Annotated in this window: 36 protein-coding genes; 1 reads left to right on the top strand and 35 read right to left on the bottom strand. The window is 63.5% G+C overall.

What is annotated here, in order from left to right; genetic code table 11:
* Positions 1-81 precede the first annotated feature (81 nt).
* Complete coding sequence (locus QOL62_RS00800; RefSeq protein ID WP_283404828.1) at positions 82-1,383, bottom strand: cytochrome P450; 1,302 nt, start codon at positions 1,381-1,383, stop codon at positions 82-84.
* A gap of 84 nt (positions 1,384-1,467) precedes the next feature.
* On the opposite strand from QOL62_RS00800, the gene QOL62_RS00795 reads away from it, so the two are divergent.
* Positions 1,468-2,091 (top strand): trimeric intracellular cation channel family protein, encoded by a 624-nt coding sequence (locus QOL62_RS00795; protein ID WP_283404827.1) that lies wholly within the window; start codon positions 1,468-1,470, stop codon positions 2,089-2,091.
* Between the two features lie 8 nt (positions 2,092-2,099).
* On the opposite strand, the gene QOL62_RS00790 is transcribed toward QOL62_RS00795, so the two are convergent.
* The 34 genes from QOL62_RS00790 to rpsL all read right to left on the bottom strand — a co-directional run bounded on the left by QOL62_RS00790 (position 2,100) and on the right by rpsL (position 26,051).
* On the bottom strand, positions 2,100-3,716 hold the full coding sequence (locus QOL62_RS00790; RefSeq protein WP_283404826.1) for a class I adenylate-forming enzyme family protein: 1,617 nt from the start codon (positions 3,714-3,716) through the stop codon (positions 2,100-2,102).
* 242 nt (positions 3,717-3,958) lie between these two features.
* Positions 3,959-4,381, bottom strand: a complete 423-nt coding sequence (rplQ, locus tag QOL62_RS00785) for a 50S ribosomal protein L17 (RefSeq protein ID WP_283404825.1) — start codon at positions 4,379-4,381, stop codon at positions 3,959-3,961.
* Between the two features lie 194 nt (positions 4,382-4,575).
* The gene (locus tag QOL62_RS00780) at positions 4,576-5,643 is read right to left on the bottom strand and encodes a DNA-directed RNA polymerase subunit alpha (protein WP_103728323.1); all 1,068 of its coding nucleotides are present in this window, start codon (positions 5,641-5,643) and stop codon (positions 4,576-4,578) included.
* A gap of 105 nt (positions 5,644-5,748) precedes the next feature.
* Complete coding sequence (gene rpsK / locus QOL62_RS00775; protein ID WP_007011846.1) at positions 5,749-6,138, bottom strand: 30S ribosomal protein S11; 390 nt, start codon at positions 6,136-6,138, stop codon at positions 5,749-5,751.
* 60 nt (positions 6,139-6,198) lie between these two features.
* Positions 6,199-6,567: a 30S ribosomal protein S13 gene (gene rpsM, locus QOL62_RS00770; protein ID WP_103728322.1), complete on the bottom strand. Its 369-nt coding sequence runs from the start codon at positions 6,565-6,567 to the stop codon at positions 6,199-6,201.
* 333 nt (positions 6,568-6,900) lie between these two features.
* Complete coding sequence (locus QOL62_RS00765) at positions 6,901-7,629, bottom strand: SRPBCC family protein (RefSeq protein ID WP_283404824.1); 729 nt, start codon at positions 7,627-7,629, stop codon at positions 6,901-6,903.
* 37 nt (positions 7,630-7,666) lie between these two features.
* Complete coding sequence (locus QOL62_RS00760; protein WP_283404823.1) at positions 7,667-8,314, bottom strand: adenylate kinase; 648 nt, start codon at positions 8,312-8,314, stop codon at positions 7,667-7,669.
* A 47-nt stretch (positions 8,315-8,361) separates the two neighbouring features.
* The gene (gene secY / locus QOL62_RS00755; RefSeq protein ID WP_103728319.1) at positions 8,362-9,729 is read right to left on the bottom strand and encodes a preprotein translocase subunit SecY; all 1,368 of its coding nucleotides are present in this window, start codon (positions 9,727-9,729) and stop codon (positions 8,362-8,364) included.
* 244 nt (positions 9,730-9,973) lie between these two features.
* A complete protein-coding gene (gene rplO, locus QOL62_RS00750; protein ID WP_103728318.1) occupies positions 9,974-10,453 on the bottom strand; it encodes a 50S ribosomal protein L15 in 480 nt (159 codons plus the stop codon).
* Between the two features lie 144 nt (positions 10,454-10,597).
* Entirely contained in the window at positions 10,598-11,743 is a 1,146-nt protein-coding gene (locus QOL62_RS00745) for an ankyrin repeat domain-containing protein (protein ID WP_283404822.1), read from the bottom strand.
* A gap of 229 nt (positions 11,744-11,972) precedes the next feature.
* Complete coding sequence (gene rpmD, locus QOL62_RS00740) at positions 11,973-12,149, bottom strand: 50S ribosomal protein L30 (RefSeq protein ID WP_103099210.1); 177 nt, start codon at positions 12,147-12,149, stop codon at positions 11,973-11,975.
* Between the two features lie 5 nt (positions 12,150-12,154).
* Entirely contained in the window at positions 12,155-12,883 is a 729-nt protein-coding gene (gene rpsE / locus QOL62_RS00735; protein WP_103728316.1) for a 30S ribosomal protein S5, read from the bottom strand.
* A gap of 2 nt (positions 12,884-12,885) precedes the next feature.
* Positions 12,886-13,224 carry a 50S ribosomal protein L18 gene (gene rplR, locus QOL62_RS00730; protein WP_103728315.1) on the bottom strand — a complete coding sequence of 113 codons (339 nt, stop codon included), beginning with the start codon at positions 13,222-13,224 and terminating at the stop codon, positions 12,886-12,888.
* Positions 13,224-13,757: a 50S ribosomal protein L6 gene (rplF, locus tag QOL62_RS00725; protein ID WP_103728314.1), complete on the bottom strand. Its 534-nt coding sequence runs from the start codon at positions 13,755-13,757 to the stop codon at positions 13,224-13,226. Before rplF ends, rplR begins: the two co-directional genes overlap by 1 nt.
* Complete coding sequence (gene rpsH / locus QOL62_RS00720; RefSeq protein ID WP_103728313.1) at positions 13,757-14,152, bottom strand: 30S ribosomal protein S8; 396 nt, start codon at positions 14,150-14,152, stop codon at positions 13,757-13,759. Before rpsH ends, rplF begins: the two co-directional genes overlap by 1 nt.
* Positions 14,153-14,164: 12 nt before the next feature.
* Entirely contained in the window at positions 14,165-14,470 is a 306-nt protein-coding gene (rpsN, locus tag QOL62_RS00715; protein WP_086490047.1) for a 30S ribosomal protein S14, read from the bottom strand.
* Between the two features lie 26 nt (positions 14,471-14,496).
* Entirely contained in the window at positions 14,497-15,078 is a 582-nt protein-coding gene (gene rplE, locus QOL62_RS00710; protein WP_103728312.1) for a 50S ribosomal protein L5, read from the bottom strand.
* Positions 15,071-15,388 carry a 50S ribosomal protein L24 gene (gene rplX, locus QOL62_RS00705; protein WP_283404821.1) on the bottom strand — a complete coding sequence of 106 codons (318 nt, stop codon included), beginning with the start codon at positions 15,386-15,388 and terminating at the stop codon, positions 15,071-15,073. Before rplX ends, rplE begins: the two co-directional genes overlap by 8 nt.
* A complete protein-coding gene (gene rplN, locus QOL62_RS00700; RefSeq protein ID WP_008828228.1) occupies positions 15,388-15,756 on the bottom strand; it encodes a 50S ribosomal protein L14 in 369 nt (122 codons plus the stop codon). The genes rplX and rplN overlap by 1 nt, the downstream gene beginning before the upstream one ends.
* A gap of 195 nt (positions 15,757-15,951) precedes the next feature.
* On the bottom strand, positions 15,952-16,221 hold the full coding sequence (rpsQ, locus tag QOL62_RS00695; protein ID WP_103728310.1) for a 30S ribosomal protein S17: 270 nt from the start codon (positions 16,219-16,221) through the stop codon (positions 15,952-15,954).
* A 12-nt stretch (positions 16,222-16,233) separates the two neighbouring features.
* Positions 16,234-16,440: a 50S ribosomal protein L29 gene (rpmC, locus tag QOL62_RS00690; RefSeq protein ID WP_103728309.1), complete on the bottom strand. Its 207-nt coding sequence runs from the start codon at positions 16,438-16,440 to the stop codon at positions 16,234-16,236.
* A gap of 11 nt (positions 16,441-16,451) precedes the next feature.
* Positions 16,452-16,886 carry a 50S ribosomal protein L16 gene (gene rplP / locus QOL62_RS00685; RefSeq protein ID WP_103728308.1) on the bottom strand — a complete coding sequence of 145 codons (435 nt, stop codon included), beginning with the start codon at positions 16,884-16,886 and terminating at the stop codon, positions 16,452-16,454.
* A 21-nt stretch (positions 16,887-16,907) separates the two neighbouring features.
* Entirely contained in the window at positions 16,908-17,603 is a 696-nt protein-coding gene (gene rpsC, locus QOL62_RS00680; protein ID WP_103728307.1) for a 30S ribosomal protein S3, read from the bottom strand.
* Between the two features lie 3 nt (positions 17,604-17,606).
* A complete protein-coding gene (rplV, locus tag QOL62_RS00675) occupies positions 17,607-17,984 on the bottom strand; it encodes a 50S ribosomal protein L22 (RefSeq protein ID WP_103099200.1) in 378 nt (125 codons plus the stop codon).
* The gene (gene rpsS, locus QOL62_RS00670; protein WP_008828234.1) at positions 17,981-18,262 is read right to left on the bottom strand and encodes a 30S ribosomal protein S19; all 282 of its coding nucleotides are present in this window, start codon (positions 18,260-18,262) and stop codon (positions 17,981-17,983) included. The genes rplV and rpsS overlap by 4 nt, the downstream gene beginning before the upstream one ends.
* Positions 18,263-18,268: 6 nt before the next feature.
* Complete coding sequence (gene rplB / locus QOL62_RS00665; RefSeq protein ID WP_103728306.1) at positions 18,269-19,105, bottom strand: 50S ribosomal protein L2; 837 nt, start codon at positions 19,103-19,105, stop codon at positions 18,269-18,271.
* A gap of 6 nt (positions 19,106-19,111) precedes the next feature.
* Positions 19,112-19,420: a 50S ribosomal protein L23 gene (locus QOL62_RS00660; protein WP_103728305.1), complete on the bottom strand. Its 309-nt coding sequence runs from the start codon at positions 19,418-19,420 to the stop codon at positions 19,112-19,114.
* Positions 19,413-20,039, bottom strand: coding sequence for a 50S ribosomal protein L4 (gene rplD / locus QOL62_RS00655; RefSeq protein ID WP_283404820.1), 627 nt, complete (start codon positions 20,037-20,039; stop codon positions 19,413-19,415). The genes QOL62_RS00660 and rplD overlap by 8 nt, the downstream gene beginning before the upstream one ends.
* Before the next feature lie 2 nt (positions 20,040-20,041).
* Positions 20,042-20,797 carry a 50S ribosomal protein L3 gene (gene rplC, locus QOL62_RS00650; RefSeq protein ID WP_103728303.1) on the bottom strand — a complete coding sequence of 252 codons (756 nt, stop codon included), beginning with the start codon at positions 20,795-20,797 and terminating at the stop codon, positions 20,042-20,044.
* A 334-nt stretch (positions 20,798-21,131) separates the two neighbouring features.
* On the bottom strand, positions 21,132-21,443 hold the full coding sequence (rpsJ, locus tag QOL62_RS00645) for a 30S ribosomal protein S10 (protein ID WP_007011873.1): 312 nt from the start codon (positions 21,441-21,443) through the stop codon (positions 21,132-21,134).
* 189 nt (positions 21,444-21,632) lie between these two features.
* The gene (gene tuf / locus QOL62_RS00640) at positions 21,633-22,823 is read right to left on the bottom strand and encodes an elongation factor Tu (RefSeq protein ID WP_103728302.1); all 1,191 of its coding nucleotides are present in this window, start codon (positions 22,821-22,823) and stop codon (positions 21,633-21,635) included.
* Positions 22,824-22,914: 91 nt separating this feature from the next.
* Positions 22,915-24,987, bottom strand: a complete 2,073-nt coding sequence (gene fusA / locus QOL62_RS00635; protein ID WP_103728301.1) for an elongation factor G — start codon at positions 24,985-24,987, stop codon at positions 22,915-22,917.
* 116 nt (positions 24,988-25,103) lie between these two features.
* A complete protein-coding gene (rpsG, locus tag QOL62_RS00630; protein WP_103099192.1) occupies positions 25,104-25,574 on the bottom strand; it encodes a 30S ribosomal protein S7 in 471 nt (156 codons plus the stop codon).
* 105 nt (positions 25,575-25,679) lie between these two features.
* A complete protein-coding gene (gene rpsL / locus QOL62_RS00625) occupies positions 25,680-26,051 on the bottom strand; it encodes a 30S ribosomal protein S12 (protein WP_103728300.1) in 372 nt (123 codons plus the stop codon).
* Positions 26,052-26,364 lie beyond the last annotated feature (313 nt).

The raw sequence follows: 26,364 nt of genomic DNA, 5'->3' as shown, positions 1-26,364 counted from the left end.
AGCCTAGTGCGACGAGCGCCCCGTGCAAGCGCGCCGGGTGCAACCTTCCCCGGACACGGCTCAAACGCCGGCGTCAAACCTTCAAACCGGATCGAATTCGAGGTGGAGCGCCTTGAGCGCCCGCAGCACGTAGGTCGGTTCATACTCGAACCTGTGCGCGCCTTCCGGGCCGTGATGCGCCTCCGACAGACGAATGTTGTCCATGCGTGCGAGCAGCCGCTCGATGCTGACCGCAACCTCCCGCCGTGCCAGCGGCGCCCCTATGCAGGTATGGGCGCCGCGGCCGAAAGCCAGATGCTCCTTGATGCGTGGCCGGTCCATGTCGAAGCGGCCCGGCTCGGGAAAACGCGCGGGGTCGCGATTCGCGGCCATGTGACTCATGAGGATCGGCGTACCCGCCTTGATCTCCACGCCGCCCAGCGTCGTTGTCTTGCGGCAGATCCGCCCGCCGCTCTTGACCGAGCCATCGTAGCGCAGCAATTCTTCGATGAAGTCGGGGATGCGTGAAGCGTCACGCCGCAGCGTCTCCTGAATATCGCGGCGGGTCGCGATCACCTTGAAGCCGTTCGCCAGCAGCCGGTTGGTCGTGTCCTGCCCGGCGCCGAAGAGGAACGCCGCCAATCCGGTAACATCGACCAGCGAAGGCCGCGACCCGTCCGGATAAGTCGCTCTGGCAAGGTCGTTGAGGATATCCTCCTGAGCGAGCAAGCGACGAAGCGGCCGCATCAGCGGGTGGCTGGCCAGACGCCGGCGCGCGATGAGGCCGAAGAGATCCTTACCCACCGGCACGAGGGGGTTCTTCATCATTTCCTCGTGCGTGGCGTCCATCGGTATCGGAATGGCGCCTTCCAGAAGTCCACGAAACTTTGCGCGGGTGCCTTCTGACAGGCCGAGAAGGTCGGAGATCACGAGGGCACCGTAAGGGCTGCCGTACTGGCGTACGATATCGACGCGGCCATCCTTGTGGAACCCGTCGATCAGTCCCTCCGCTGTCGCGGCGAGTTGAGGCTGGAGCTGCTTCAACCGGCTGGGCGTGAACAGCCGCGAAAGGATCGAGCGCAGGTCGGCATGGCGAGCGCCCTGCTCCGCCACGATCTGGTCGGCAAACGCGATCTGCTTGCGGTGGGCTTCCAGTTCCGGTCCGATGTCGTCCCCCTCCGGTATGAAAGGCAGTTCGACCATCCCGCCCGTGACCGCGTTGATCTCGGAGAAGTGTTCGGTATCGAGCAGAAGCTGCACCGTTTCCTCGTAGCCGACCACGGCCACCGCCCCCCGGTGAGGCAAGGGAACGACGGAGCCCTTTTGCCGCAGGTGGTCGAAATAGGCGTGTGGATCATCCACAAGCGACACGTCGCTGTACCAGTCGGCAGTCTCGTAGTTCATGCGGCCCGCTCCACTCTTATGATCCGCTGTGTATCGTAAATTGGATGTGGGTCAAGTGCTGCTCGTCATGCTACCAGCCCGGCCATGATCCCGCCCTCGCCCGCCCTGCCACCGGCCCTCGACTTGCTCGGTATCGCTGTCTTTGCATTGACGGGTGCACTTGCGGCGGCACAGCTGCGCCAGACGTTCGTGACGGTCGCCTTCTTTGCACTGATCACGGGCGTGGGTGGTGGATCGCTGCGTGACCTGCTCATCGGCGCCCCGGTGTTCTGGGTTCACGACCCGCTGGTGGCCCCCGTCTGCCTTGCCGTGGCGCTCCTCGCCTGGTTTACGCCTGTTCGCTGGTGGCGCGGGAAGATACTGGAATGGGCGGACGCGCTCGGTCTGGCGGTCTATGCCGTATTCGGCACGATCAAGGCCCTGCACTGGGGCGTACCGCCCGTCCCCGCCGTGTTGATGGGGGTCATCACCGGCTGCATTGGCGGCATCGTGCGCGACGTTCTGGCCGGGCAACCCTCGATCCTGATGCGACCGGAGCTTTACGTCACTGCCGCCGCGCTTGCCGCCAGCCTTGCCAGCCTCGGCATCGCGCTCGGTCTCTCAGCGCAGCTGACGTGGGCCATAGCGGTACTTGCCGGCTTCAGCCTGCGCGGAGCGGCGATACACTGGTCGCTCGGCCTGCCCGCTCACCAGGGCGACGACGACTAGCCGGCGCGTCAGGCTTGACCGTCCTGTCGGTCAAGCCGCTCCGCCAGCATCCGTGCAAGCTCGCGGCGCGCCACCTTGTTGGAATGCAGCAGAGGCACCTCTTCGCGCTCAAGTTCCAGATAGGCGCGAGGGACCTTGAAGCTGGACAGGCGCTGTCGCAACTCGCCCTCGATCACGACGAAGTCCAAACCGGCACCATCCCGCGCGACGACGCCCGCCACAAGGCGATTACCGCGTTCCCGGTCAGGCAGGCCGACGACATAGGCGGCGTGGATGGCGTCGAACGTCTGAAGCTCCATCTCGACCTCCGCCGGAGAGACGTTGGAGCCGGATACCTTGATCATGTCTCCGCTTCGTCCGACGAAATGAACGCGGCGGCCCTGCGGACGATCCTCCACAAGGCACATGTCGCCCGTCCGGTAGTATCCATCCGGCGTGAAGTGCTCTGCCCGCTCGATCTTGTGCAGCCCGAGTGCAACCGGATAGCCGCGCACCTGCATCTCGCCAGTCTCCCCCGGGGTGACCGGCCGGTTATCGGCGTCCGCGATGCGGATATCGTAGCCCGGTGCGAAATGATCCATCGGCGCACAGACCGGCCGGCCGGGCGCCCGGAAATCGTCTCCCCAGGAGTACGGCCCCAGCGTCTCGCTCATGCCGAGGCCCCACCAGGGCTTTGGCCCGCGAATAGCGGCAAGGTCCTCCTCCGCCAGCACCGACCCCATCGCAAAGCGGCTGTCGGAAAGCGTCCGCTCCGTACACACCACGGTCGCGCCGGCTTCGAGCCCGGGCACAAGGTACATCATCAAGCCACCCACCCAGAACATCGGCAGCGGGCATTGCACGCGCTTGCCCGCAACATGCCCCATCATCTTCCGCAACGTGTGGCTGCGCAGGCACACCGCCCCATGGCCGTGCCGCACACCCTTGGGCAGCGCCATTGATCCCGAAGTATAGATCTCGATCATCTGGTCGGTCGGATGCACTTCCGCTTCGACGGAACGAAGCAGGTCGTCGCTCACGCTTCCGGCCGCGTCCGTCAGGAAGGTCGACTTCCCCACGCAGGCGGGCAGTGCTGTGCCTGCCGATACGATCCAGCGCAGGTAAGGCACCGAAGGGAGGCGCAGCCTACCCTGCTCCTGCCCTTCGAGTTCCGGCAGCGCCTCCATCAGCCGCTCGATCAGATCCTTGCCGAGCATCGTGCGCTGCACAACAAGGCCCTGGATGTCCGATTGCCTCAGCACCCGCACCAGTTCATTCGCCCGGATCATCGTGCTGATCGGAATGGCGATCGCTCCAATCCGGCTGATCGCTGCAAGCCACACGGCAAAGCCAGGCCCGTTGCCGTGGATGAACCCCACCCGCGATCCCTTGCCGACCCCCTGCGCCAGCAGCCCTCGTGCAAGGAGCGCGGACCTTTCGCCAAGCTCCCGGTACGTCAAGGACGCAAGCACCTCACCCCCGTCCTCCAGTGTCACGGCAGGCGCATCACCATAGGCTGCGGCCACGGCGTGGATGAATTGCGCAAAGGTCGCCGCAGCCTCCGGAAGACCGGAGCCGCGCTCAGCACATTGCACCTCCCGCGATACGCCCTGGCTGCTCACGTCCTCGCCCTCACCCATCCTCATCTACCCCCGCACGCCGTCAAGCGGCGCCTCCGCTGCCGCAAAGCCGATCGGGAAATAAGGAGAGGCTGCCGGGCCCGCGCAACAGCTATGTCCGCCGCAGCACCGATACCGCTCAGGCGTTTAGGGACTGTGCTCCGCGCGGGCGGCGCGGGCGAACTCCACTTCGGCCTTTCCCACGCAAAAGCGGCCGCGAACCGAAGTTCACGACCGCTTCCGTAGATCCTGTAAGGACGCCGCCGGGCTTAAGCCTCGGCGTATTCCTCGACCTCGTTGTTCACCGGACCCGAGTCCTGGCCCTTGGCCGCAACGTCGCGGTCAACCAGTTCGATGATCGCAACCGGAGCCGCGTCCGAGGCGCGGTAACCGGCCTTGATGATGCGGGTGTAACCACCGTTACGACCAGCATAGCGCTCGGCGAGAACTTCAAACAGCTTCTTTTCCTGCGCTTCGTCCATGAGACGAGCGTGGGCCAGACGGCGGTTCGACAAGCCGCCGTGCTTGGCGAGCGTGATCAGCTTCTCGACATAGGGGCGCAGTTCCTTGGCCTTGGCCGTGGTCGTCTGGATCTGCTCGTGCTTGATGAGCGCGGCCGCGAGGTTGCGCAGCAGGGCGGCGCGGTGGCCAGAGGTGCGCTGCAGCTTGCGCTGGCCATACTTGTGACGCATGTTCTCTTCTCCGTTCGTCAGACAGCCGTTCAAGGTACTGCCTGCCGGGCGATGCAATACGGCCATCGCCCAAAGCCGGTTCACCTATCGTGAAGCGCTGCCCTCAACCCGATTTCGGGCAAGGAGTCAAGCTAAAGAAAAAGGCCCCGCGATCTCTCGCGGAGCCCTCTTCATGTCAGCCTCGGGACGTCCGATCAGCCGAGCAGTTCCTGCTCCAGCTTCTTGGCCATCTCTTCGATGTTTTCGGGCGGCCAGCCCGGGATGTCCATGCCGAGGCGCAGACCCATCGACGAAAGCACTTCCTTGATCTCGTTGAGCGACTTGCGGCCGAAGTTCGGCGTGCGCAGCATCTCGGCTTCGGTCTTCTGGACCAGATCGCCGATGTAGATGATGTTGTCGTTCTTGAGACAGTTCGCCGAACGCACCGACAGCTCCAGTTCGTCGACCTTCTTGAGAAGGTAACGGTTGAGCTGGTTGGTGTCGCTTTCTTCCGCGGTCGTCGTGCCGCCGACAGCGACGCCGATCATCGGCGAGGCGCCAACCGGAGCGATATCCTCGAAGTGGACGAACAGCGCGAGCTGGTCCTGAAGAATGCGGGCGGCGTAAGCAACCGCGTCCTCGGGGGTCACGGTGCCGTCGGTCTCGACAGTCAGGTTCAGCTTGTCGAAGTCGAGTTCCTGACCGATGCGGGCGTTCTCGACCTTGTAGCTCACCTGGCGAACAGGCGAGTACAGCGAGTCGACCGGGATCAGGCCGATGGGCGCGTCAACTGGACGGTTCGACACCGCAGGGACGTAGCCCTTGCCCGTGTCGGCGGTCAGTTCCATGTTGAGCGTCGCGCCCTCGTCGAGGTGGCAGATCACCAGGTCCTTGTTCATGACCTCGATGTCGCCCGAGACGGCAATGTCGCCAGCCGTGACGGCAGCCGGACCGGTCGCCGAAAGCTGAAGACGCTTCGGGCCGTCGCCCTGCATCTTGAGAGCGATCTGCTTGACGTTCAGGACGATGTCCGTGACGTCTTCACGCACGCCGGCAAGCGACGAGAATTCGTGAAGTACGTTCTCGATCTTGATCGAGGTGATCGCCGCACCCTGCAGGGACGAAAGGAGCACGCGACGCAGCGCGTTTCCGAGCGTCAGACCGAAGCCGCGCTCGAGAGGTTCGGCGACGAAGGTCGCCTTCAGCTTGGGGTCTGGTCCCGGCTTGACCTCAAGGCTGTTCGGCTTCTTGAGTTCCTGCCAGTTCTTGATGTTGACAGTCATGGACTTCCCCTGGGAGTGATGGCGGTTACGCCCCGAAGGCCTGGTGGAGAGGCCCGGGACGTTCCGAAGACGGGCGACGACCGGTCGTCGCCCGCATTAGCTCGATCAGACGCGGCGGCGCTTCGAGGGACGAACGCCGTTGTGCGGAATCGGCGTGACGTCGCGGATCGAGGTAATCGTGAAGCCGACAGCCTGGAGGGCGCGCAGCGCGCTCTCACGGCCCGAACCCGGGCCCTTGACTTCGACTTCGAGGGTACGGACGCCGTGTTCGGCGGCCTTCTTGCCGGCGTCGTCCGCGGCCACCTGAGCGGCATACGGCGTCGACTTGCGGCTGCCCTTGAAGCCCATCATGCCTGCCGAGGACCACGAAATCGCGTTGCCCTGGGCGTCGGTGATGGTCACCATGGTGTTGTTGAAGCTTGCATTCACGTGGGCAATGCCGCTCGTGATGTTCTTGCGCTCGCGGCGCTTAATGCGCTGAGGTTCGCGTGCCATGTTCGTCTATCCTGTCGAAATATCGCTGCGGGAAACCGAAAGCCTGTACGGCTCCGCGGCTTACTTCTTCTTGCCGGCGATCGGCTTGGCCTTGCCCTTGCGGGTGCGCGCATTGGTGTGCGTGCGCTGGCCGCGAACCGGGAGACCCTTGCGGTGACGCAGGCCGCGGTAGCAGGCCAGGTCCATCAGACGCTTGATGTTCATCGCGGTCTCGCGACGAAGGTCACCCTCAACGGTGTGATCCGCGTCAATCGTTTCACGGATCTGCAGCACTTCGGCGTCCGACAGGTCCTGCACGCGGCGGGTATGATCGATACCGAGCTTGTCGGCGATTTCGACGGCCTTGGTACGACCGATGCCGTGGATATACGTCAGCGCGATAATAACGCGCTTGTTGGTGGGGAGATTTACCCCTGCAATACGAGCCACTTAATTCTCCTGCTCCACAGGGGCACGACCGCGCACCCCCATCTCAACGCTGTCACACCCGGAAAAGTCAAATGGCAAAAGGTCCGGTGGGCGGTAACTCGCGGGTGCATTGAACACGCGGTATTGGCCTTCCGGACTTGCCGTTGCTGTCGAGTGAAGGGGGCGCATAAGATGATTCGGCGTCAAAGTCAACGCCCGCAGCGCCGACGGCCGGCAGCACCCGGGACCGGTGCGTAACGCCTGACGGAATGCAGTTATGCTTAATACAGATCCGCACAGCCGTCAAAGGCCACCCGCCGATCCTCGACGCCGGAGGTGCGCCGGGACGATCGATCAGCGACCTATAGGCGCGCCGGTCGGCGGAGCGGGGGACTCCGAAAGCGGCAGCAACCCGGGAGGAACGGCCGTATTCAAGCCCGGCGCTTCCTCTTCGGTCGGTTCGACATTCTCGGCGGCTTTCCCGGCGTCGATGCCCGTATCAATGCCTGAAAAAGCCTCCGCGAAACTGCCCCCCAGTTTTTGGGCAAGTCGCTTCATCTGGTTCGCCAGGACGCCGTCGACCGCAGGTGCAAGTTGGTTGAAAGCCGTACGGGCGTACCCGCCGACCACATACTCGAGCAGGATCTGCGTAGAGGTGCCGCTGGGATCAGGCTTGAGCTGGAACGTCAGGGTTCCGGTCAGAGCTTCCGACTGCAACGGACCAAGCGCGCCCATCATTCGCAGGGCCCGCCCGGGCTCCGCGTAGATGACGCGAAGGTGCTCGACACTCCCGCGCCCGCCCGCCTTGTCCCCCGACTTCGCCGGCAGGATCTCGCAGAAGCAGCCCCCTGCCCGCGCGTCCAGCGACAGGTTCGCAGCCTCGCCGGACCATGTGTGTTCGGCGTCCCACCAGACCGAGGGCCTGGTAAGGACCGCCCAGGCCTCTTCGGGGCTGGCGGTGACCTGGACGATATGCCGCACGACGAAGCCGGCGCTCGCCACCTGCGCGACCTTGGCCACCGCCGGCATCGGCTGCAGAGCCAGTCCGGCCGTCAATAACGCGGCAGCTATCGCCATCCTCATAGATACTGCCCCGTTTGTCGCGAGATACCCGTGGGCGTCAGCCCGCCACGATGCTTTCGATGGCGGCGGTCACCTCGTCCATGTCCGCCATGCCATCGACCTTAGCGACGATGCCCCGCGCTTCGTAGATCGGCAGAATCGGTGCGGTCTTCGCGCGATACTCCGCCATGCGGGTGCGCACGGTCTCCGCGTTGTCGTCCGGACGCCGCTTGAACTCGTGGCCGCCGCACCTGTCGCAGGTGCCCTCGACCTTCGGCTGCTCGAAGCTGTCGTGATAGCCCTTGCCGCAGCTGGCGCACGTGAAGCGGCCGGTGATCCGCTCGACAAGAGCGTCCTCGTTCACCTCCAGCTCGATTACGTGGTCAAGCTTGCGGCCGCGCTCGGCGAGGATCGCATCGAGTGAAATCGCCTGCGCCTCAGTCCGGGGATACCCGTCGAAGATAGCGCCCGTGCCGGACCCCATCGCGTCGAGCTCGTCGCCAATGAGGGCAGAAACGATGGTATCGGAGACCAGTTCGCCTCGCTCCATCACGGCCTTTGCCTCGAGCCCGGTCGGCGTTCCCGCACGCACTGCGGCGCGCAGCATGTCGCCGGTCGAAAGCTGCCGCATTCCGTGCTTGTCCACCAGGCGCTGTGCCTGGGTGCCCTTACCTGCCCCGGGCGGCCCCAGAAGGATGATATTCACGCCGTAAACCCCCTCACTACTTCGGTATGGTCAGACCCTAGCGCGCCTCAGCGCAGCCGACCCTTCAGCTTGGCCTTCTTGATGAGATCGCCATACTGGTGCGCCAGCAGGTGCGACTGGATCTGCGTGATCGTGTCGACGGTCACGTTGACCACGATCAGCAGGCTGGTGCCACCCATGAACAGCAGCGGCAAGCCCGTCAGCGACATGAAGTATTCCGGAACCGTGCAGACGATCACCAGGTACGCAGCGCCGAGGACCGTGATGCGGGTCAACACGTAGTCCAGGTACGTTGCGGTGTTCTTGCCGGGCCGGATACCCGGGATGAAGCCGCCGTTCTTCTTCAGGTTCTCGGCCGTCTCCTCGGGATTGAACACAACCGCCGTGTAGAAGAAGCAGAAGAAGATGATGCCGGCCGCGTAGAGCAGCATGTACAGCGGCTTGCCATGCGCAAGGTACTGGTTGAGAGTCACAACGATCTTGCCGATCGTCGAGTCCGGCGTCAGCGAATTGCCCGCGAACTGGCTGATGGTCAGCGGCAGCAGCAGCAGCGAACTGGCGAAGATCGGCGGAATGACGCCTGCCGTATTCAGCTTCAGCGGGAGGTGGCTGCGATCCGCCTGCATCATGCCACGCTGGGTCGCACGCTTGGGATACTGGATCAGGAGGCGGCGGGTCGCGCGCTCCATGAAACAGATCATCAGGATCATCGCTACAACAAGCGCGATCAATGCGATGATGAGGATCGAACCCGTGTCGCCGGCCGCGTAAGCCGCGCCCAGATTGCTGGCGAACGTCGGCATCTGCGCGACGATACCCGCCATGATGATGAGCGAAACGCCGTTGCCGATCCCCCGCGACGTGATCTGCTCACCAAGCCACAGGAGGAACATCGTGCCGCCGATCAGCGAGATCACCGCGCCGATACGAAACATCATGCCCGGATCAACGACAGCCGTCAGGCCGCGCGAGGTCGACAGGGCTTCCAGACCAGTGGCGATCGCATAACCCTGCACGATGCAAAGCAGGACCGTGCCATAGCGCGTGTACTGGTTCAGCTTCTTGCGACCGGCCTCGCCTTCCTTCTTCAGCGCGATGAGCGCCGGGTGAAGGGACGCGGCGAGCTGCACCACGATGGAAGCAGTAATGTACGGCATGACACCCAGAGCGATGAGGCTCATGCGCGACAGAGAACCGCCCGAGAACGTGTTGAAGAGATCGAGAATGCCGCCCTGGGTCTGCAGGTAGAGGTCGCGCAGCGCGATCGGATTGACACCCGGCAGCGGCACGAAGCTCAGGAAACGGAACACGATCAGGGCGCCGATGGTGAACCAGATGCGGTTCTTGAGCTCGGTGGCCTTGGAGAAGTTGGCCAGGCTGAGCGTGCTGGCGATGTTGTCGGCGCGTGAAGCCATGACGTTCTAAAAAGCCTCGAAGAATCTGATCGGATTCGCCCTTAGCCGCTCATGCCGGCGTTGTCGAACCCGGGAAAGGAACTGGCCATATAGACATTGGAACAAGCTCTGAAAGCCCCTGTCCCGCAGCATACGCGCTGGTGTGATGTGCGTGCATCACTTCCCGGCAGCCCCCGAAAGCAAAGAGAGGGCAAAGCGCCCGGCGCCCGCCCTCTCCCTTGATCTGCTCTCCGTACCCCGGAACTTAGGCCGCAGCCTCTTCCTTGGCGGGAACGATCACGGAGCCACCGACCTTCTCGACGGCGGCCACGGCGCCGGCAGATGCGCCGGCAACGTTGAAGGTCACCTTGGAAGTCAGCTCACCCTTGGCGAGAAGGCGCACGCCGTGCTTGCCGCCACGCGCAAGGCCGGCTGCCTTCAGCGCCGCGTGATCGACGACGCCAGCAACGTCGAGCTTGCCGGCGTCGATCGCCTTCTGGACGAGGCCCAGGTTCACTTCTGCGTAGTCCTTGGCGAACTTCTTGTTCGAGAAGCCACGCTTCGGCAGACGCATGTGAAGCGGCATCTGACCGCCTTCGAAGCCGTTGATGGACACGCCCGAACGCGCCTTCGCGCCCTTCTGACCGCGGCCGGCAGTCTTGCCCTTGCCCGAGCCGATACCACGGCCTACGCGGATGCGGCGGTGACGGGCGCCGGCGTTGTCACGGATGTCATTCAGTTTCATGTCTTGCACTCGCTTTCGCTTTGAGTCGCGCTGATAGGAAGTGGCGCCCTTAGAGGACGCGCCGCCGATTGTCACGCCCCAAACCGTACTCCTGCGCTCTGCCCTACCGCATGGCAGAAGGGGCCCTCGATCTGTCGGCCACCGTCAGTTGCCCCCGCCGAAGCCGACAAGCAGCTTCGCGGTTTCCGGCACCCGGGTACCGAAGGCGTCGCGTGCCGGAGCCCAACGCACGATCTCTACGGCCAAGCCGCACAGTTCCCTGTCGAACGCAGGTGAACCCGAGGCGGGTTCCATCACGCACTCCAGTGTGTTGCCCTTTTCGTCGACTTGGAAGTTCAGGTCATGACGGCTGAATCGCTGTCCGCGAAGAACCGTGCGGTAACGCTCCTTCAGCTCCGTCAGCGCATGATTGAACTCGATCAGGCTGGCATCGTCCCAGCGCGGTTTTTGGCGAAGGCTCGCGAACTCTTCCTCGGTCACCAGTGGCCGCATCGCGCGAATGACGCCGTACCACCGCATGATGCGGGCGATCTGCAACGGGGACTGCCGGTCGATCGTCGTCTGGCAGGTGCCGCCCGTCGGGCTTGCCTTCGCGCGCAGCAGGGCCTGCGCAGCGGGCCATCGGTGGTAAGCGACGGCCCAGGCCAGAGGCGTGAGGCCGAAGAGGTCCGGACGATCCAGCGCTGCCGGATCCCGCTTCAGCAGCACCGCGATGTCACGGATGGACCCCCGGCGGGCTGCCGCTCCCAAGCCGTGCTCCATCCGCGCGACGCCGAGTTCCGCGAACCCGAACGGCTGCTCGACCCCCGCATCCGGGCTCTCCGGAAGGCTCGGTGCGGGTCCGGCCTTGTCCACGGCCCGGCACACGTCACCGTAGGGATACCGCGGATCCGCCAGGACGGCCGCGTTGTACCGCCGCCCGAAGCCCGTCACTGTGTCGTCGGGCTTCATCTGACCCTCGTCGATCTTGCCGTCCGGGACGAAAGCCACCGCCCGTACCGACCACGGCGAGAGCCCGCCGAGCACCCGGCACTGTACACCGTACGCTTCAGTCGAGATGCCAGAGGGCGTCGTCGCCGCGATCAGGCGGTAGTCGCCCCTGTCCAGCGCCTTATGCGCCTCGGCCACGGCGTTGGCATCCCCAATCGCGAGCTTGCGGCGCAGCGACTTGTCGCTTTTGCGCAGCGCCGCAAGAAAGCCCGTATCCGCGCGCCGATCGCCGCACTGGCTGACCGCAGCCCCCTCCACTGTCAGGTTCGTCTCAGGAGCCTTCTGCGAGCAGCCAATCACCCCCAGCACTCCGAGAGACAGAAGAGAAGCTGCACAAAGCCGCCTGCCGATCAAGACTAGTCCCCGAATGGAAAAAATGGCGCCGTCATGCGCCCATCATGCCGGCGCGAATAGCACAGCCATGCCTTGTTGGAAGGCCTTTCCTGTAGCCGCCTCCGCCCGCATACGACAAAAGGCCCCGGCGTTTCCACCGGGGCCTTTCGAACTTCGCGGGCAAGGCCCGTGATGCTCAGTCGACGATAGCGACCATGTGGGGCAGCTTGGCAATGGCACCGCGCACTTCGGCGGTGTCTTCCAGCTCCACGACGCGGTGCATCTTGCCGAGGCCAAGACCGATCAGGATCTTCTTCTGGCTCTCGGGACGACGGATCGGCGAACCGATCTGCTTGATCTTGATCTTCGCCATGCCTGTTACTCCGCGATCGCTTCGGCGGCGGCTTCAGCCTCCGCTTCGCTGGCGCCACCGCGACCCAGCAGGTCTGCGACCTTCTTGCCACGACGCTGGGCAACCGACTTCGGCGAAGTCTGGTTGGTCAGCGCGTCGAAGGTGGCGCGGATCATGTTGTACGGGTTCGAAGTGCCGACCGACTTGGTGACGACGTCAGCGACGCCCAGGCTCTCGAACACGGCGCGCATCGGACCGCCGGCGATGATGCCGGTACCCGAAGGAGCGGTACGCACGTTCACGCGGCCCGCACCGAAGTGGCCCTTGCCGTCGTGATGGAGAGTACGACCCTCCTTCAGCGCGACGCGGATCATCTTCTTCTTGGCCGAAGCGGTCGCCTTGGTGATCGCTTCCGGCACTTCGCGTGCCTTGGAGTGACCGAAGCCTACGCGGCCCTTGCCGTCACCCACGACGACCAGAGCTGCGAAGCCGAAGCGCTTACCGCCCTTGACCGTCTTCGACACGCGGTTGATGTGGACGAGCTTCTCGATGAGCTCCTCGCCCTGTTCTTCCTCGTTGTTGCCACGGCCGCGACGGTCGTCGCGGCGGCCACGGCCACCACGATCGCCTCGGTCGTTGCCGCCACGGCCACGGCCGCCACGACCACGACCGCCGCCTTCGCGACCTTCGTGAGGAACGCCACCCTGCGGGTGCTCAGCCGCGATCGGCTGTTCGGTGATGTTTTCGTCGGCCATGATCAGAACTCCAGCCCGCCTTCACGGGCGGCTTCGGCCAGCGCCTTGACGCGACCGTGGTACAGGAAGCCGCCGCGGTCGAACACGACCGAGGTGATGCCCGCCTTCTTGGCGGCCTCGGCGAGTTCCTTGCCAACGCGGGTCGCGGCGTCGAGGTCGGTGCCCTTGGCGCCAAGCGTGTTGGCTGCGGCAACGGTGTGGCCCTGCGCATCGTCGATGATCTGCGCATAGATATGACGGCCGGTGCGGTGCACCGACAGACGGGGACGACCACCCGAACGGGCCTTGAGCGCGGTGCGTACGCGGCGCGCGCGGCGATCGAAGAGAGACAGCTTTGCCATTACTTCTTCTTCCCTTCCTTGCGGAAGATGTACTCGCCACGATAAGCGATACCCTTGCCCTTGTAGGGCTCAGGCTTGCGCCAGCGACGAATCTCGGCCGCGATCTGGCCGACCTTCTGCTTGTCGATGCCCGAAATTTCGACCGTGGTGTTATCCGGGGTCTTGATCTCGATGCCTTCCGGCACTGCGATGTCAACGTCGTGCGAGTAGCCGAGCTGAAGCTTCAGGGTCTTGCCCTGCGAGTTCGCGCGGTAGCCGACGCCCTTGATCTCGAGGACCTTGGTGAAGCCGTTGGTCACGCCTTCGATCAGGTTCGAAACCAGAGTGCGCTGCATGCCCCAGTGGCTGCGGGCCTGCTTCGACTGGTTGACGGGCTGCACGGCGATCGAACCATCTTCCACCGCGTAGGTGACCTGGTCCGACAGGCTGAGGGTAAGCGTGCCCTTAGGGCCCTTTACCGACAGAACGCCGTTGTCGATGTTGGCGGTGACGCCGCTAGGAACGGCCACCGGCTTCTTACCGATGCGGCTCATTAGAACACCTCCGCCAGCACTTCGCCGCCGACGTTCTGCGTGCGGGCTTCGGCATCCGAGAGCACGCCGCGCGGGGTCGAGACGATGGTGATGCCAAGACCGTTGCGCACGATCGGAAGTTCCTTGGAACCCGAATAGACGCGGCGGCCCGGCTTGGAGACGCGAGCGATGTGCTTGATGGCGGGTTCGCCCTCAAAGTACTTCAGCTCGATGCGAAGCTGCGGGTGAGCGCCGGTCGCTTCGTCGGAGTAGCCACGGATGTAGCCCTCCCGCTGAAGCACTTCCAGGACGCGCGCACGCAGCTTCGAGGCCGGCGAAAGAACGGAATCCTTCTTCGCCTGCTGGCCGTTGCGGATGCGGGTGAGCATATCACCCAGGGGATCGGTCAATGCCATTGCTTCTAACCCTTACCAGCTCGACTTGGTCACGCCGGGGATCATGCCCTTGTTGGCAAGATCACGCAGCTCGACGCGGCACAGGCCGAACTTGCGGTAGTAACCGCGCGGACGGCCGGTCGTGGCGCAACGGTTGCGAACCCGGGTCGGGTTGCCGTTGCGCGGGATTTCGGCCAGCTTCAGGCGAGCAATGAGGCGCTCGGTTTCATCGAGCGATTCATCAGCAGCGACCGCCTTGAGGCGCTCGTACTTGCCTGCATACTTCTTGACGAGCTTCTTGCGACGCTCGTTCTTGTTCACGGAACTCAGTTTCGCCATGGACTTAAGCTCTCTTCCTCAGCGGCTCACGCCGCTTCCTTCTGTTCCGACTCTTCAGCCGGGAACGGGAAACCGAACAGACGCAGCAGCTCACGCGCCTCGTCGTCGGTCTTCGCGGTGGTGGTCACGATGATGTCCATGCCACGCACCTTGTCGATCTTGTCGTAGCTGATCTCCGGGAAGATGATCTGCTCCTTCAGGCCCATGGCGTAGTTGCCACGGCCGTCGAACGACTTCGGGTTCAGGCCACGGAAGTCGCGGATGCGGGGCATCGCGATCGTCACGAGGCGATCGAGGAACTCGTACATGCGCTCGCGGCGGAGCGTCACCTTGCAGCCGATCGGCATGCCTTCACGCAGCTTGAACTGCGCAATCGACTTGCGAGCCTTGGTGATGACGGGCTTCTGACCGGCGATGGCTTCCATCTCGGCTGCAGCGGTCTGGACCTTCTTCTTGTCCTGGCTCGCTTCGCCCACACCCATGTTAAGGGTGATCTTCTCGATCTTCGGCACTTCCATCGCGTTCTTGTAGCCGAACTTCTCGGTCATCGCCTTGACGATTTCCGCATCGTACTTCGAACGCAGACGGGGGGTGTACTTGTCAGCCATCGATGGTCTCCCCGGACTTCACGGCCACGCGGACCTTGACGCCGTCCTTGGTTTCGAAGCGAACGCGGGTCGGCTTGCCGTCCTTGTCCGCCACGGCGACCTTGCAGATCGGCATCGCAGCCGGCGTGCGGTCCATGCCACCCTGCGGGTTCTGCTGGGTGGGCTTGCGGTGCTTGGTGGCGACGTTCACGCCTTCGACAACGACCTTGCCGTCCTTCGGCAGGACCTGCAGAACCGTACCGGTGCGACCCTTGTCCTTGCCGGACAGGACGACGACCGAGTCACCCTTCTTGATCTTCGCGGCAGCCATTACAGCACCTCCGGAGCGAGCGAGATGATCTTCATGAAGCCACGGCCGCGCAGTTCGCGCACCACGGGGCCGAAGATACGGGTGCCGATCGGCTCCTCGTTCTTGTTGATCAGCACGGCAGCGTTACTGTCGAAACGGATCACGCTACCATCGGTACGACGCACGTCCTTGCGGGTGCGCACGATAACGGCGCGGTGCACGTCGCCCTTCTTGACGCGAGCGCGGGGCTGCGCCTCCTTGATCGACACCACGATGATGTCGCCGACGCCTGCGAAGCGACGCTTGGAGCCACCCAGTACCTTGATGCACTGGACGCGCTTTGCGCCGCTGTTGTCCGCCACGTCGAGATTGGATTGCATCTGGATCATCGATCCGAGTCCTTCTCATCTGGCTTGCCGGAACCAGTCCGGCAGTTCCTAAAAATACAGGCCCCCGAAGAGGCCCGAGTCGCCCTGCGGGGGCGAAGGCGGCGCTTTGCCGCATTCATCCGCACAGGTCAACACTCGTGTCAGGCAAGGCCAAAGCCGGGAACCGAAGTCCCCGGCTTCGATCTCAGCGGAGGATCAAACCTCGGCCTCGAGTGCCGTACCCTTGCTCGCCTGAAGACGGTCAAGAACCTTCCAGGTCTTGGTCTTCGAGTAAGGAGCCGTCTCCTCGATCCGGACGCGCTCGCCGGTCTTGAAGGCGTTGTCCTCATCGTGAGCGTGGTACTTCTTCGAGCGGCGGATGATCTTCCCGTAGAGCGGGTGCTTCACCTTGCGCTCAACGAGCACGGTCACGGTCTTGTCCGTCTTGTCGGAAACGACGGTACCGGTCAGAATACGCTTGGGCATCGTTGTTTCTCCTTACGCCTTCGCCGCTGCCGAACGCTCAGCCTGGAGCGTCTTGATGCGGGCGATGTCGCGACGGACTTCCTTGATGCGCGCCGGGGCCTCGAGCTGGCTCGTGGCGGCCTGGAAACGCAGGTTGAACTGCTCGCGCTTCAGCTCGACGAGATCAGCGGTGAGCTGGTCGTCGGTCTTGGCGCGAAGGTCTTCGATCTTGTTAGCCATGATGGACTTCCTTACTCGCCGCCAAGGTGCGAGGTATCGCCGAGGCGAGCAACGACCTTGGTCTTGATCGGCAGCTTCATCGCAGCGCGGCTGAAGGCTTCGGCTGCGAGCGGGCCGGCAACGCCGTCCAGCTCGAACAGGATGCGGCCCGGCTTCACGCGAGCTGCCCAGTATTCAACCGAACCCTTGCCCTTACCCTGACGGACTTCAGCAGGCTTCTTCGAAACCGGCACGTCGGGGAAAACGCGGATCCAGAGACGGCCCTGGCGCTTGATGTGACGGGTGATTGCGCGGCGTGCAGCTTCGATCTGACGGGCGGTAACCCGCTCCGGCTCGAGGGCCTTGAGGCCGTACGAGCCGAAGTTCAGATCGGTGCCGCCCTTGGCGTCACCCTTGATCCGGCCCTTGAAGGCCTTGCGGAACTTGGTCTTTTTGGGTTGCAGCATGGTGCTTCTCTAATCCTGGGATCAGCGGGCCGGACGGACGCCGGAGGTCTGAGCCTCCACCATCAGTCGGTCTTGCGCCGTCGGGTCATGGCCCAGGATCTCACCCTTGAAGACCCAGACCTTGATGCCGATGATGCCATAGGCGGTCAGCGCCTCGGCGTCGGCATAGTCGATGTTCGCACGCAGGGTGTGAAGCGGCACGCGGCCTTCGCGGTACTGCTCGACACGGGCGATTTCCGCACCGCCAAGACGGCCGCCGCACATGATCTTGATGCCTTCGGCACCCAGACGCATGGCGGACTGCATGGCGCGCTTCATCGCACGGCGGAACGCCACGCGGCGGATCAGCTGGTCGGCGATACCCTGTGCGATGAGCTTCGCATCGACTTCCGGCTTGCGGATCTCGACGATGTTCAGCTTCACTTCGCTCGAGGTCATGGCCGAAAGCTGCTTGCGCAGCTTCTCGATGTCCGCGCCCTTCTTGCCGATGATGACGCCCGGACGAGCCGCGAAGATCGAGATGCGGCACAGCTTGGCCGGACGCTCGATCACCACCTTCGAGATCGCTGCCTGCGGCACCGTCTCGATGATGAACTTGCGGATCTTGAGGTCTTCCTCAAGCAGCTTGCCGTAGTCCCGGCCTTCCGCGAACCAGCGGCTGTCCCAGGTACGGTTGATCTGCAGACGCAGACCGATCGGATTGCTCTTATGACCCATGGATCAGGCCTCCTCGACTTCGCGAACGACGATCCGCAGGCGCGAAAACGGCTTGAGGATGCGGGTGGACTTGCCGCGGCCACGAGCGTGGAAACGCTTCATGGTCACCGACTTGCCGACCGACGCCTCGGCGACGACGAGAGCGTCGACGTCGAGGTTGTGGTTGTTTTCCGCGTTGGCGATCGCCGAAGCGAGAACCTTGCGGGCATCGACCGCCATGGCCTTCTTAGAGAAGGCCAGGACGTTCATGGCGTCTTCGGCGCGCATGCCGCGGATCAGGGCAGCGACCAGGTTGAGCTTCTGAGCCGAACCACGAATGTTCGTGTTGACCGCGAGAGCTTCCTTGTCACCTACGCGACGGGGTGCTGCTGGCTTGCTCACTTGCGCTTGCCCTTCTTGTCGGCGGCGTGGCCGGGGAACGAGCGGGTGGGCGCGAACTCACCAAGCTTGTGACCGACCATGTCCTCGTTGACAGCAACGGGGATGAACTTGTGCCCGTTGTAGACCTGGAAGGTCAGACCAACGAACTGCGGGAGAATGGTGGAGCGACGCGACCAGGTCTTGATCGGACCAGCGCGGCTGCCGGCATCCTGCGCGACTTCGGCCTTCTTGAGAAGGTAGAGGTCGACGAAGGGGCCTTTCCAGACGGAACGTGCCATCGTGACTTACCTCTTCTTCTTGGCGTGACGCGAACGGATGATGAGCTTGTCCGTCTGCTTGTTGTTGCGAGTGCGGGCGCCCTTGGTCGGCTTGCCCCACGGCGTGACCGGATGACGGCCACCCGAGGTGCGGCCTTCACCACCACCGTGCGGGTGGTCGACCGGGTTCTTGGCGACGCCACGAGTCAGCGGGCGACGACCCAGCCAGCGGCCACGACCGGCCTTGGCGAGGGTCTGGTTCGAGTTGTCGGGGTTCGAGACCGCGCCAACCGTACCCATGCAGTCACCACGCAGGTAGCGCTGCTCACCCGAGTTCAGGCGAACGATCACCATGCCGCGGTCACGACCGACGACCTGGACGTACGTACCGGCCGAACGGGCGATCTGACCGCCCTTTTCAGGCTTCATCTCGACGTTGTGGCAGATCGTGCCGACCGGCATCTGCGACAGAAGCATGGCGTTGCCCGGCTTCACGTCGGTCTTTTCGCCAGCGACGACCACGTCGCCGACAGCCAGACGCTGCGGAGCGATGATGTAAGCCTGTTCACCGTCGGTGTACTTCACCAGCGCGATGAAGGCCGTGCGGTTCGGGTCATACTCGATCCGCTCGACGGTGGCTTCCATGTCCCACTTGCGACGCTTGAAGTCGATGAAGCGGTACTTCTGCTTGTGACCGCCCGCGATGCCGCGCGAGGTCACGTGACCCTTGTTGTTGCGACCGCCGGTCTTGCTCTTGCCTTCGGTCAGCGCCTTGAGGGGCTTGCCCTTCCAGAGCGACGACTTGTCGACGAGGACCAGGCCGCGGCGAGCGGGGCTGGTCGGGTTGTAGTTCTTGAGTGCCATCGGAAATTAACCCCGCGCGCCTTCGGTGATGTCAATCGACTGGCCTTCTGCCAGCGTGACGATCGCCTTCTTCACGTCGCTGCGGCGGTAAGCCTTACCGCGCCAGCGCTTGGTCTTGCCCTTGGTCACGAGCGTGTTCACGCCGGTTACCTTGACATCGAAGAGTGCCTCGACGGCAGCCTTGATCTCGGGCTTGGTCGCCTTGTCGGCAACCTTGAAGACGACCGCATTGTTCTCCGAAAGGAGGGTCGACTTCTCGGTGATATGCGGAGCGAGAATCACGTCGTAGTGACGGATATCCACGGTCTTAGCCATTGAAACGCGCCTCCAGCTTCTCGACCGCGGCGCGCGTCAGCACCAGCGTATCATGCTTCAGGATGTCGTAGACGTTCGCGCCGACAGCCGGGAGCACGTTCACGCCGACGATGTTGCGGGCAGCGCGGGCGAAGCCCTCGTTGACCTGCTCATCATCAACAACGAGCACCTTCTTGCCAAAGCCAGCCTTCGCAAGCTGACCGGCGAGCGCCTTGGTCTTGGCGTCGGCTACGTCGAGGGTGTCGACGATGACGAGGCCGTTCTGTGCCTTCGACGACAGGGCCATCTTCAGGCCAAGCGCACGAATCTTCTTGTTCAGCGAGATGTTGAACTCGCGGCGACGAGCACCGTGAGCCTTACCACCGCCGATGAACACGGGAGCCGCACGGTCGCCGTGACGGGCCGTGCCGCCACCCTTCTGACGACCGAACTTCTTGCCGGTGCGCGCGACGTCCGAACGCTCGCGGGTCGCACGGGCGATGCCGCGACGGTTCTCGAGCTGCCAGGTGACGACGCGGTGCAGGATGTCCGCGCGCGGCTCGAGGCCGAACACGTCGTCCGAAAGCTCGATGTCGCCCGTGCCGGCGGAACCATCGATATTGAGGACCTGAACCTTCATGATTAGCCCTCCTGGCCTTCGGTCGCTTCGGGAGCCGCGGTCTCAGCGGGCGTCTCGGCAGCGGCCGTATCATTGGTGTTGGCCACCGACTTGATGCCGGCGGGGTACGGAGCCTCGGCGTGACGGTTCACCTTGACGGCGTCCGAAACGGTGAGCCACGAGTTCTTCGCACCAGGGACAGAGCCCTTGACGAAGATCAGGCCGCGCTCGTCGTCCACTCGGACGATTTCGAGGTTCTGCTGAGTGCGCTGACGGTCGCCCATGTGGCCGGCCATCTTCTTGTTCTTGAACACCTTGCCCGGATCCTGACGGTTACCCGTCGAACCGTGCGCACGGTGCGAGATCGACACACCGTGAGTGGCGCGCATACCGCCGAAGCCCCAGCGCTTCATAGCGCCCTGGAAGCCCTTGCCCTGCGTGTGGCCACCCACATCGACGAGCTGGCCGGGGACGAAGTGCGAAGCCGCAATCGTCGCGCCAACTTCGAGGAGAGCGTCGTCGGCGACGCGGAATTCCGCGACGCGCATCTTGAGGGGAACCTGAGCCTTCGCGAAGTGCTCACGCTGCGGCTTCGCAACGTTCTTCTGCTTGGCTTCGCCGGCACCGAGCTGAACCGCGACATAACCATCGCGCTCTTCGGTGCGGACAGAGACGACCTGGCAATCCTCCAGCGCCAGGACGGTGACGGGCACGTGGCGGCCGTCCTCCTGGAACAGGCGGGTCATCCCGACTTTCTTTGCGATCACGCCGGTACGCATGACCTTACTCCTTACAGAGGCGTACGCAGGACCATCCCTCGCACGCATGTCCAACCCTATGTGTGATACGCACCCCGTCCGGGTCAGGTGTTCCCTGCAAGGCCTTTGAAGGCCTCGCGGAAACGAGACGGGGGACGCATTCCCGAACAAGGCCCGAAGGCGTTGCCGGAGGTATCCCTTGTGTCCCTTCGGGCTTTTCCCTCAGGGCTCTGTCTCTGCGGGTTTCTCCCCGCAAAGCCGGCGTCATCGAGCCGACAAGATAATCCTCGGTCTAGTTAGGGTCCGACCGGAAAGGACCATCGGGGCAATCGTGCGACTACCCCGGTAAACCAGCTCAAGCGAGCTTGATCTCGACGTTCACGCCAGCAGCCAGGTCCAGCTTCATCAGAGCATCGACAGTGGCAGCATTCGGCTGCACGATGTCAAGCAGGCGCTTGTACGTGCGGACTTCGAACTGCTCACGCGACTTCTTGTCGATGTGCGGACCACGGTTCACCGTGAACTTCTCGATCTTGGTCGGCAGCGGAATGGGGCCACGAATCAGAGCGCCGGTGCGGCGGGCCGTGTCAGCGATCTCGCCAGTGGCCTGGTCGAGCACGCGATGGTCAAACGCCTTCAGGCGGATACGGATGTTCTGAGCTTCCATTACCTACTACCGATGAGAAAGAGCCATAGGACCGAAGCCCCGTCAAATTCGAGCCGCGCCCCTACAACGGCGCGGCGAGTCGATCAACCCCTAGTTTTCCGGGAATCGTCGCCCCTACCCTTTTTACGCGAAAAGCCCGGCCTTCCAAACGGAAGGCCGGGCCAATCACTTCAGCCTGAGATCAGCGAATTACTTCGTGATCGCGCTGACAACGCCCGAACCAACGGTGCGGCCGCCTTCGCGGATTGCAAAGCGCAGACCTTCGTCCATGGCGATCGGAGCGATGAGCTTGACCGACAGGGCAACGTTGTCGCCCGGCATGACCATCTCGGTGCCCTCGGGGAGGATCACTTCGCCGGTCACGTCGGTGGTGCGGAAGTAGAACTGCGGACGGTAGTTCGCGAAGAACGGGGTGTGACGGCCGCCTTCTTCCTTCGACAGAACGTAGACCTCGGCCGAGAACTCGGTGTGCGGAGTCACGGTGCCGGGCTTCGCCAGAACCTGGCCACGCTCGACGTCTTCACGCTTCAGGCCACGAACCAGTGCACCGATGTTGTCGCCGGCTTCACCCTGATCGAGCAGCTTGCGGAACATTTCGACGCCGGTGACGGTGGTCTTCTGGGTGTCGCGGATGCCGATGACTTCGACTTCCTCGCCAACCTTGATGATGCCGGTTTCGACGCGGCCGGTCACAACCGTACCACGGCCCGAGATCGAGAACACGTCTTCGACGGGCATCAGGAAGGGCTTGTCGGTCGGGCGCGGCGGCTGCGGGATGAACTCGTCAACGGCCTTCATCAGCTCAAGGATCTTTTCCTTGCCGATGTTGTCGTCACGACCTTCAAGAGCGGCCAGAGCCGAACCCTTGATGATCGGAATATCGTCGCCCGGGAAGTCGTACGACGACAGCAGTTCGCGAACTTCGAGTTCGACGAGCTCGAGAAGCTCTTCGTCGTCGACCTGGTCAACCTTGTTCATGAACACGACGAGAGCCGGAACGCCGACCTGACGTGCGAGCAGGATGTGCTCGCGGGTCTGCGGCATCGGGCCGTCAGCAGCGTTCACAACCAGGATCGCGCCGTCCATCTGGGCAGCACCGGTGATCATGTTCTTCACGTAGTCGGCGTGACCCGGGCAGTCGACGTGCGCGTAGTGGCGAGCGTCGGTCTCGTATTCGACGTGTGCGGTCGAGATCGTGATGCCGCGCTCGCGCTCTTCGGGAGCCTTGTCGATGTTTGCGAAGTCAACCGCTTCACCACCGAACGTTTCCGACATCACCTTGGTGATGGCGGCGGTCAGCGTGGTCTTGCCGTGGTCAACGTGACCGATGGTGCCGATGTTGCAGTGCGGCTTGTTCCGCTCGAATTTTGCCTTGGCCATTTTCAAACCTTCTTTCGTCTTGAATTTGAATCCGCGGGTATCGGAGCGGCTCCCATGGAATCAGGCGCCGCCCCTAAAACCTTTCTTGCCCTCAGGCAAGCTTCTCCTTGACTTCGGCCGCGACGTTCGCCGGAACCTCATCATAGTGGGAGAAGATCATCGAGTAGTTTGCGCGGCCCTGCGTGAACGAGCGGAGCTGGTTCACGTAACCGAACATGTTCGCCAGCGGCACCATGGCTTCGACGACCTGGGCGTTGCCGCGGCTGTCGGTGCCCTGGATCTGGCCACGACGGCTGTTCATGTCGCCGATGACGTCGCCCAGGTACTCTTCCGGGGTCACGACTTCGACCTTCATGATCGGCTCGAGCAGCTTGATGCCAGCCTTCTGAGCGACTTCGCGCATCGCACCGCGGCCGGCGATTTCGAACGCCAGAGCGGACGAGTCGACGTCGTGGTACGCACCGTCGTAGAGGACGATGTCGAAGTCGATGATCGGGAAGCCGACCAGCGAGCCCGAGGCGGCGGTTTCACGCATGCCCTTCTCAATGGCGGGGATGTATTCCTTCGGAATGTTACCGCCCTTGACTTCGTCCTTGAAGGTGATGCCCGCACCGCGCTCGCCCGGCGTGACCTTGACCTTCACACGGCCGAACTGACCCGTACCACCCGACTGCTTCTTGTGGGTGTAGTCGATGTCAACCGGCTTGCCGAGGTATTCGCGGTAAGCCACCTGCGGCGCACCGACGTTCGCTTCGACCTTGAACTCGCGACGCATACGGTCGACGATGATGTCCAGGTGAAGTTCGCCCATCCCCTTGATGATGGTCTGGCCCGACTCGTGGTCGGTGCTGACGCGGAACGAAGGATCCTCGGCCGAGAGACGGTTGAGCGCGACGCCCATCTTCTCCTGGTCGGCCTTGGTCTTCGGTTCCACCGACAGCTCGATGACCGGCTCGGGGAATTCCATGCGCTCGAGGATGATCGGGGTCTTCTCGACGCAAAGCGTGTCGCCCGTCGTCGTTTCCTTCATGCCCGCCAGAGCAACGATGTCGCCCGCGAAGGCTTCTTCGATGTCCTTGCGCTCGTTGGCATGCATCTCGAGGATGCGGCCGACCTTTTCCTTCTTGTTCTTCACCGAGTTCAGGTAGCTGCCCTTCGAGAGCGTACCCGAGTAGATGCGAATGAAGGTGAGCGAGCCCACGAACGGGTCGTTCATGACCTTGAACGCAAGGGCGCTGAACGGTGCGTCGTCAGCGGTCTTGCGGGTGTCCGGCTCGTCCGTGTCGGGGTTCACGCCCTGGACGTCGGCGATGTCGAGCGGCGACGGCATGAAGTCCACGACCGCGTCGAGGAGCGTCTGCACGCCCTTGTTCTTGAACGACGAACCGCACAGGACCGGAACGAATGCCTGAGCGAGCGTGCCCTTGCGGATCAGCGCCTTCAGTTCGTCGGCCGTGGGGATGGTGCCTTCGAGGTAGGCTTCCATCACAGCGTCGTCCTGCTCGACCGCCAGCTCGATGAGCTTTTCGCGGTACTCGGCAGCCTTTTCCTTCATGTCTTCCGGAATGTCGACGTACTGGAATTCAGCGCCGAGGCTCTCGTCCTTCCAGACGATGCCGCGCTCGTTGATCAGGTCGACGAGGCCGACGAATTCGGACTCTGCACCGATGGGCAGGTAGAGGACAGCCGGAACGGCGCCGAGACGGTCGATGATCGTCTGGACGCAGTAGTAGAAGTTCGCGCCGGTGCGGTCGAGCTTGTTGATGTAGCACATGCGGGGCACGCCGTACTTGTCGGCCTGGCGCCACACGGTTTCCGACTGCGGTTCGACGCCCGCGACGCCGTCGAACGCGGCCACGGCACCGTCGAGGACGCGCAGCGAGCGCTCCACTTCGATGGTGAAGTCGACGTGCCCGGGGGTGTCGATGATGTTGAGGCGGTGGTCGTTCCAGAAGCACGTCGTTGCGGCCGACGTGATGGTGATGCCGCGCTCCTGCTCCTGCTCCATCCAGTCCATGGTAGCAGCGCCGTCATGGACTTCGCCGATCTTGTAGGACTTGCCGGTGTAGTAGAGGATACGCTCGGTCGTGGTGGTCTTGCCGGCGTCGATGTGCGCCATGATACCGAAGTTGCGGTAGCGGTCGAGCGGATGGCTGCGTGCCATGGGATGAGTCCTTAGCGAGGGTTTCGGGAGCGAGAGCGGCCTTCAGATAAGACCTCGCCCCCTGAAATAAAAGTGTGACGCCCGGATGACCTTCCACCCGGGCATCACCACCCACATTACCAGCGGTAGTGCGAGAAGGCGCGGTTCGCGTCCGCCATGCGGTGCGTGTCTTCGCGCTTCTTCACGGCGTTGCCGCGGTTGTTGGCCGCATCGAGCAGTTCGCCCGAGAGACGCGCCGCCATGGTGGTCTCGGGACGGTTGCGCGCGGCGGTGATGAGCCAGCGGATGGCGAGGGCCTGGGCGCGCTCGGGGCGCACTTCGACGGGGACCTGGTAGGTCGCACCGCCGACGCGGCGCGAACGCACTTCGATCTGCGGCTTCACGTTGTTCAGGGCATCGTGGAACAGCTGGACCGGATCGGCCTTGGCGCGCGTTTCCATGGTGGTCATGGCGCCATAGACGATCGATTCCGCGACCGACTTCTTGCCGTCGAGCATGAGGTTGTTCATGAACTTCGACAGGACCAGATCACCGAACTTGGGATCAGGCAGGATTTCCCGCTTCTCGGGACGACGACGACGTGACATCGCTTGTATTCCTTGTTCTTTCGGGCGGGAGCGTGAGCGTCACCGGCCGGTAATTCCATCACCGTGCGAGCCGTGAAGGGTCAGCACCCCCGGCCCGCCACCAGCTTACTTCGGACGCTTGGCGCCGTACTTCGAGCGGCTCTGCTTGCGATCCTTGACGCCCTGCGTGTCGAGCACGCCGCGCAGGATGTGGTAGCGAACGCCCGGAAGGTCGCGAACGCGGCCGCCGCGGATGAGCACGACCGAGTGCTCCTGCAGGTTGTGGCCTTCACCCGGGATGTACGAGATGACTTCGCGCTGGTTCGTCAGACGCACCTTGGCGACCTTGCGGAGAGCCGAGTTCGGCTTCTTCGGGGTCGTGGTGTACACGCGGGTGCAGACGCCGCGCTTCTGCGGGTTCTGCTCCATGGCCGGGACCTTGGACTTGGCCTTCTGCGGCTCGCGGCCCTTGCGGACCAGCTGGTTGATAGTGGGCATCTATACTCTTCTTTCAAATGGGAGTGCGATGGATCGAAACCGACGCATCGGCGTCGACCCGTCGCACCCCGGCAGGATCACCGGGCCGGGAGGGCTGCTGCAGCGATGTTCGGGAGAAGAGTAGTCGATCACGGGGCCTTGCGGCTTGAGGAAGCCCCGAAACCGCCATCCAGGAAAAGGACGGACCGCCGGTGGCTGCCCCGCCCCCTTTTTCACGAAAGGAGGCCGCACCCGTGAGCCGAAAAACACTCCACCCGGTCGCCACAGAAGCGCTGCCGGATTACTTTGCCGCCCGCCCGCCGAATGCCCCCTC

The organism is Novosphingobium panipatense (assembly GCF_900182875.1).
Classification (GTDB): domain Bacteria; phylum Pseudomonadota; class Alphaproteobacteria; order Sphingomonadales; family Sphingomonadaceae; genus Novosphingobium; species Novosphingobium panipatense.
The sequence above is the reverse complement of the archived record's forward strand: the minus strand, read 5'-3'. Positions and strand labels throughout refer to the sequence as shown.

Bases quoted from the DNA above. Each gene is read 5' to 3' on its own strand.
- QOL62_RS00800 (WP_283404828.1), bottom strand. From the start codon at position 1,383: ATGAACTACGAGACTGCCGACTGGTACAGCGACGTGTCGCTTGTGGAT.
- QOL62_RS00795 (WP_283404827.1), top strand. From the start codon at position 1,468: ATGATCCCGCCCTCGCCCGCCCTGCCACCGGCCCTCGACTTGCTCGGT.
- QOL62_RS00790 (WP_283404826.1), bottom strand. From the start codon at position 3,716: ATGAGGATGGGTGAGGGCGAGGACGTGAGCAGCCAGGGCGTATCGCGG.
- rplQ (WP_283404825.1), bottom strand. From the start codon at position 4,381: ATGCGTCACAAGTATGGCCAGCGCAAGCTGCAGCGCACCTCTGGCCAC.
- QOL62_RS00780 (WP_103728323.1), bottom strand. From the start codon at position 5,643: ATGACTGTCAACATCAAGAACTGGCAGGAACTCAAGAAGCCGAACAGC.
- rpsK (WP_007011846.1), bottom strand. From the start codon at position 6,138: ATGGCACGCGAACCTCAGCGCATTAAGCGCCGCGAGCGCAAGAACATC.
- QOL62_RS00765 (WP_283404824.1), bottom strand. From the start codon at position 7,629: ATGAGGATGGCGATAGCTGCCGCGTTATTGACGGCCGGACTGGCTCTG.
- secY (WP_103728319.1), bottom strand. From the start codon at position 9,729: ATGGCTTCACGCGCCGACAACATCGCCAGCACGCTCAGCCTGGCCAAC.
- rplO (WP_103728318.1), bottom strand. From the start codon at position 10,453: ATGAAACTGAATGACATCCGTGACAACGCCGGCGCCCGTCACCGCCGC.
- rpmD (WP_103099210.1), bottom strand. From the start codon at position 12,149: ATGGCGAAGATCAAGATCAAGCAGATCGGTTCGCCGATCCGTCGTCCC.
- rpsE (WP_103728316.1), bottom strand. From the start codon at position 12,883: ATGGCCGACGAAAACATCACCGAACAGCCGATCGCGGCTGAGCACCCG.
- rplR (WP_103728315.1), bottom strand. From the start codon at position 13,224: ATGGCAAAGCTGTCTCTCTTCGATCGCCGCGCGCGCCGCGTACGCACC.
- rplF (WP_103728314.1), bottom strand. From the start codon at position 13,757: ATGAGCCGCATCGGTAAGAAGCCGGTGGCCGTTCCTAGCGGCGTCACC.
- rpsH (WP_103728313.1), bottom strand. From the start codon at position 14,152: ATGGCATTGACCGATCCCCTGGGTGATATGCTCACCCGCATCCGCAAC.
- rpsN (WP_086490047.1), bottom strand. From the start codon at position 14,470: ATGGCGAAACTGAGTTCCGTGAACAAGAACGAGCGTCGCAAGAAGCTC.
- rplE (WP_103728312.1), bottom strand. From the start codon at position 15,078: ATGGCTGACAAGTACACCCCCCGTCTGCGTTCGAAGTACGATGCGGAA.
- rplX (WP_283404821.1), bottom strand. From the start codon at position 15,388: ATGGCTGCCGCGAAGATCAAGAAGGGTGACTCGGTCGTCGTCCTGTCC.
- rplN (WP_008828228.1), bottom strand. From the start codon at position 15,756: ATGATCCAGATGCAATCCAATCTCGACGTGGCGGACAACAGCGGCGCA.
- rpsQ (WP_103728310.1), bottom strand. From the start codon at position 16,221: ATGCCCAAGCGTATTCTGACCGGTACCGTCGTTTCCGACAAGACGGAC.
- rpmC (WP_103728309.1), bottom strand. From the start codon at position 16,440: ATGGCTAACAAGATCGAAGACCTTCGCGCCAAGACCGACGACCAGCTC.
- rplP (WP_103728308.1), bottom strand. From the start codon at position 16,886: ATGCTGCAACCCAAAAAGACCAAGTTCCGCAAGGCCTTCAAGGGCCGG.
- rpsC (WP_103728307.1), bottom strand. From the start codon at position 17,603: ATGGGTCATAAGAGCAATCCGATCGGTCTGCGTCTGCAGATCAACCGT.
- rpsS (WP_008828234.1), bottom strand. From the start codon at position 18,262: ATGGCACGTTCCGTCTGGAAAGGCCCCTTCGTCGACCTCTACCTTCTC.
- rplB (WP_103728306.1), bottom strand. From the start codon at position 19,105: ATGGCACTCAAGAACTACAACCCGACCAGCCCCGCTCGCCGCGGCCTG.
- QOL62_RS00660 (WP_103728305.1), bottom strand. From the start codon at position 19,420: ATGGCTAAGACCGTGGATATCCGTCACTACGACGTGATTCTCGCTCCG.
- rplD (WP_283404820.1), bottom strand. From the start codon at position 20,039: ATGAAGGTTCAGGTCCTCAATATCGATGGTTCCGCCGGCACGGGCGAC.
- rplC (WP_103728303.1), bottom strand. From the start codon at position 20,797: ATGCGTACCGGCGTGATCGCAAAGAAAGTCGGGATGACCCGCCTGTTC.
- rpsJ (WP_007011873.1), bottom strand. From the start codon at position 21,443: ATGGAAGCTCAGAACATCCGTATCCGCCTGAAGGCGTTTGACCATCGC.
- tuf (WP_103728302.1), bottom strand. From the start codon at position 22,823: ATGGCCAAGGCAAAATTCGAGCGGAACAAGCCGCACTGCAACATCGGC.
- fusA (WP_103728301.1), bottom strand. From the start codon at position 24,987: ATGGCACGCAGCCATCCGCTCGACCGCTACCGCAACTTCGGTATCATG.
- rpsG (WP_103099192.1), bottom strand. From the start codon at position 25,574: ATGTCACGTCGTCGTCGTCCCGAGAAGCGGGAAATCCTGCCTGATCCC.
- rpsL (WP_103728300.1), bottom strand. From the start codon at position 26,051: ATGCCCACTATCAACCAGCTGGTCCGCAAGGGCCGCGAGCCGCAGAAG.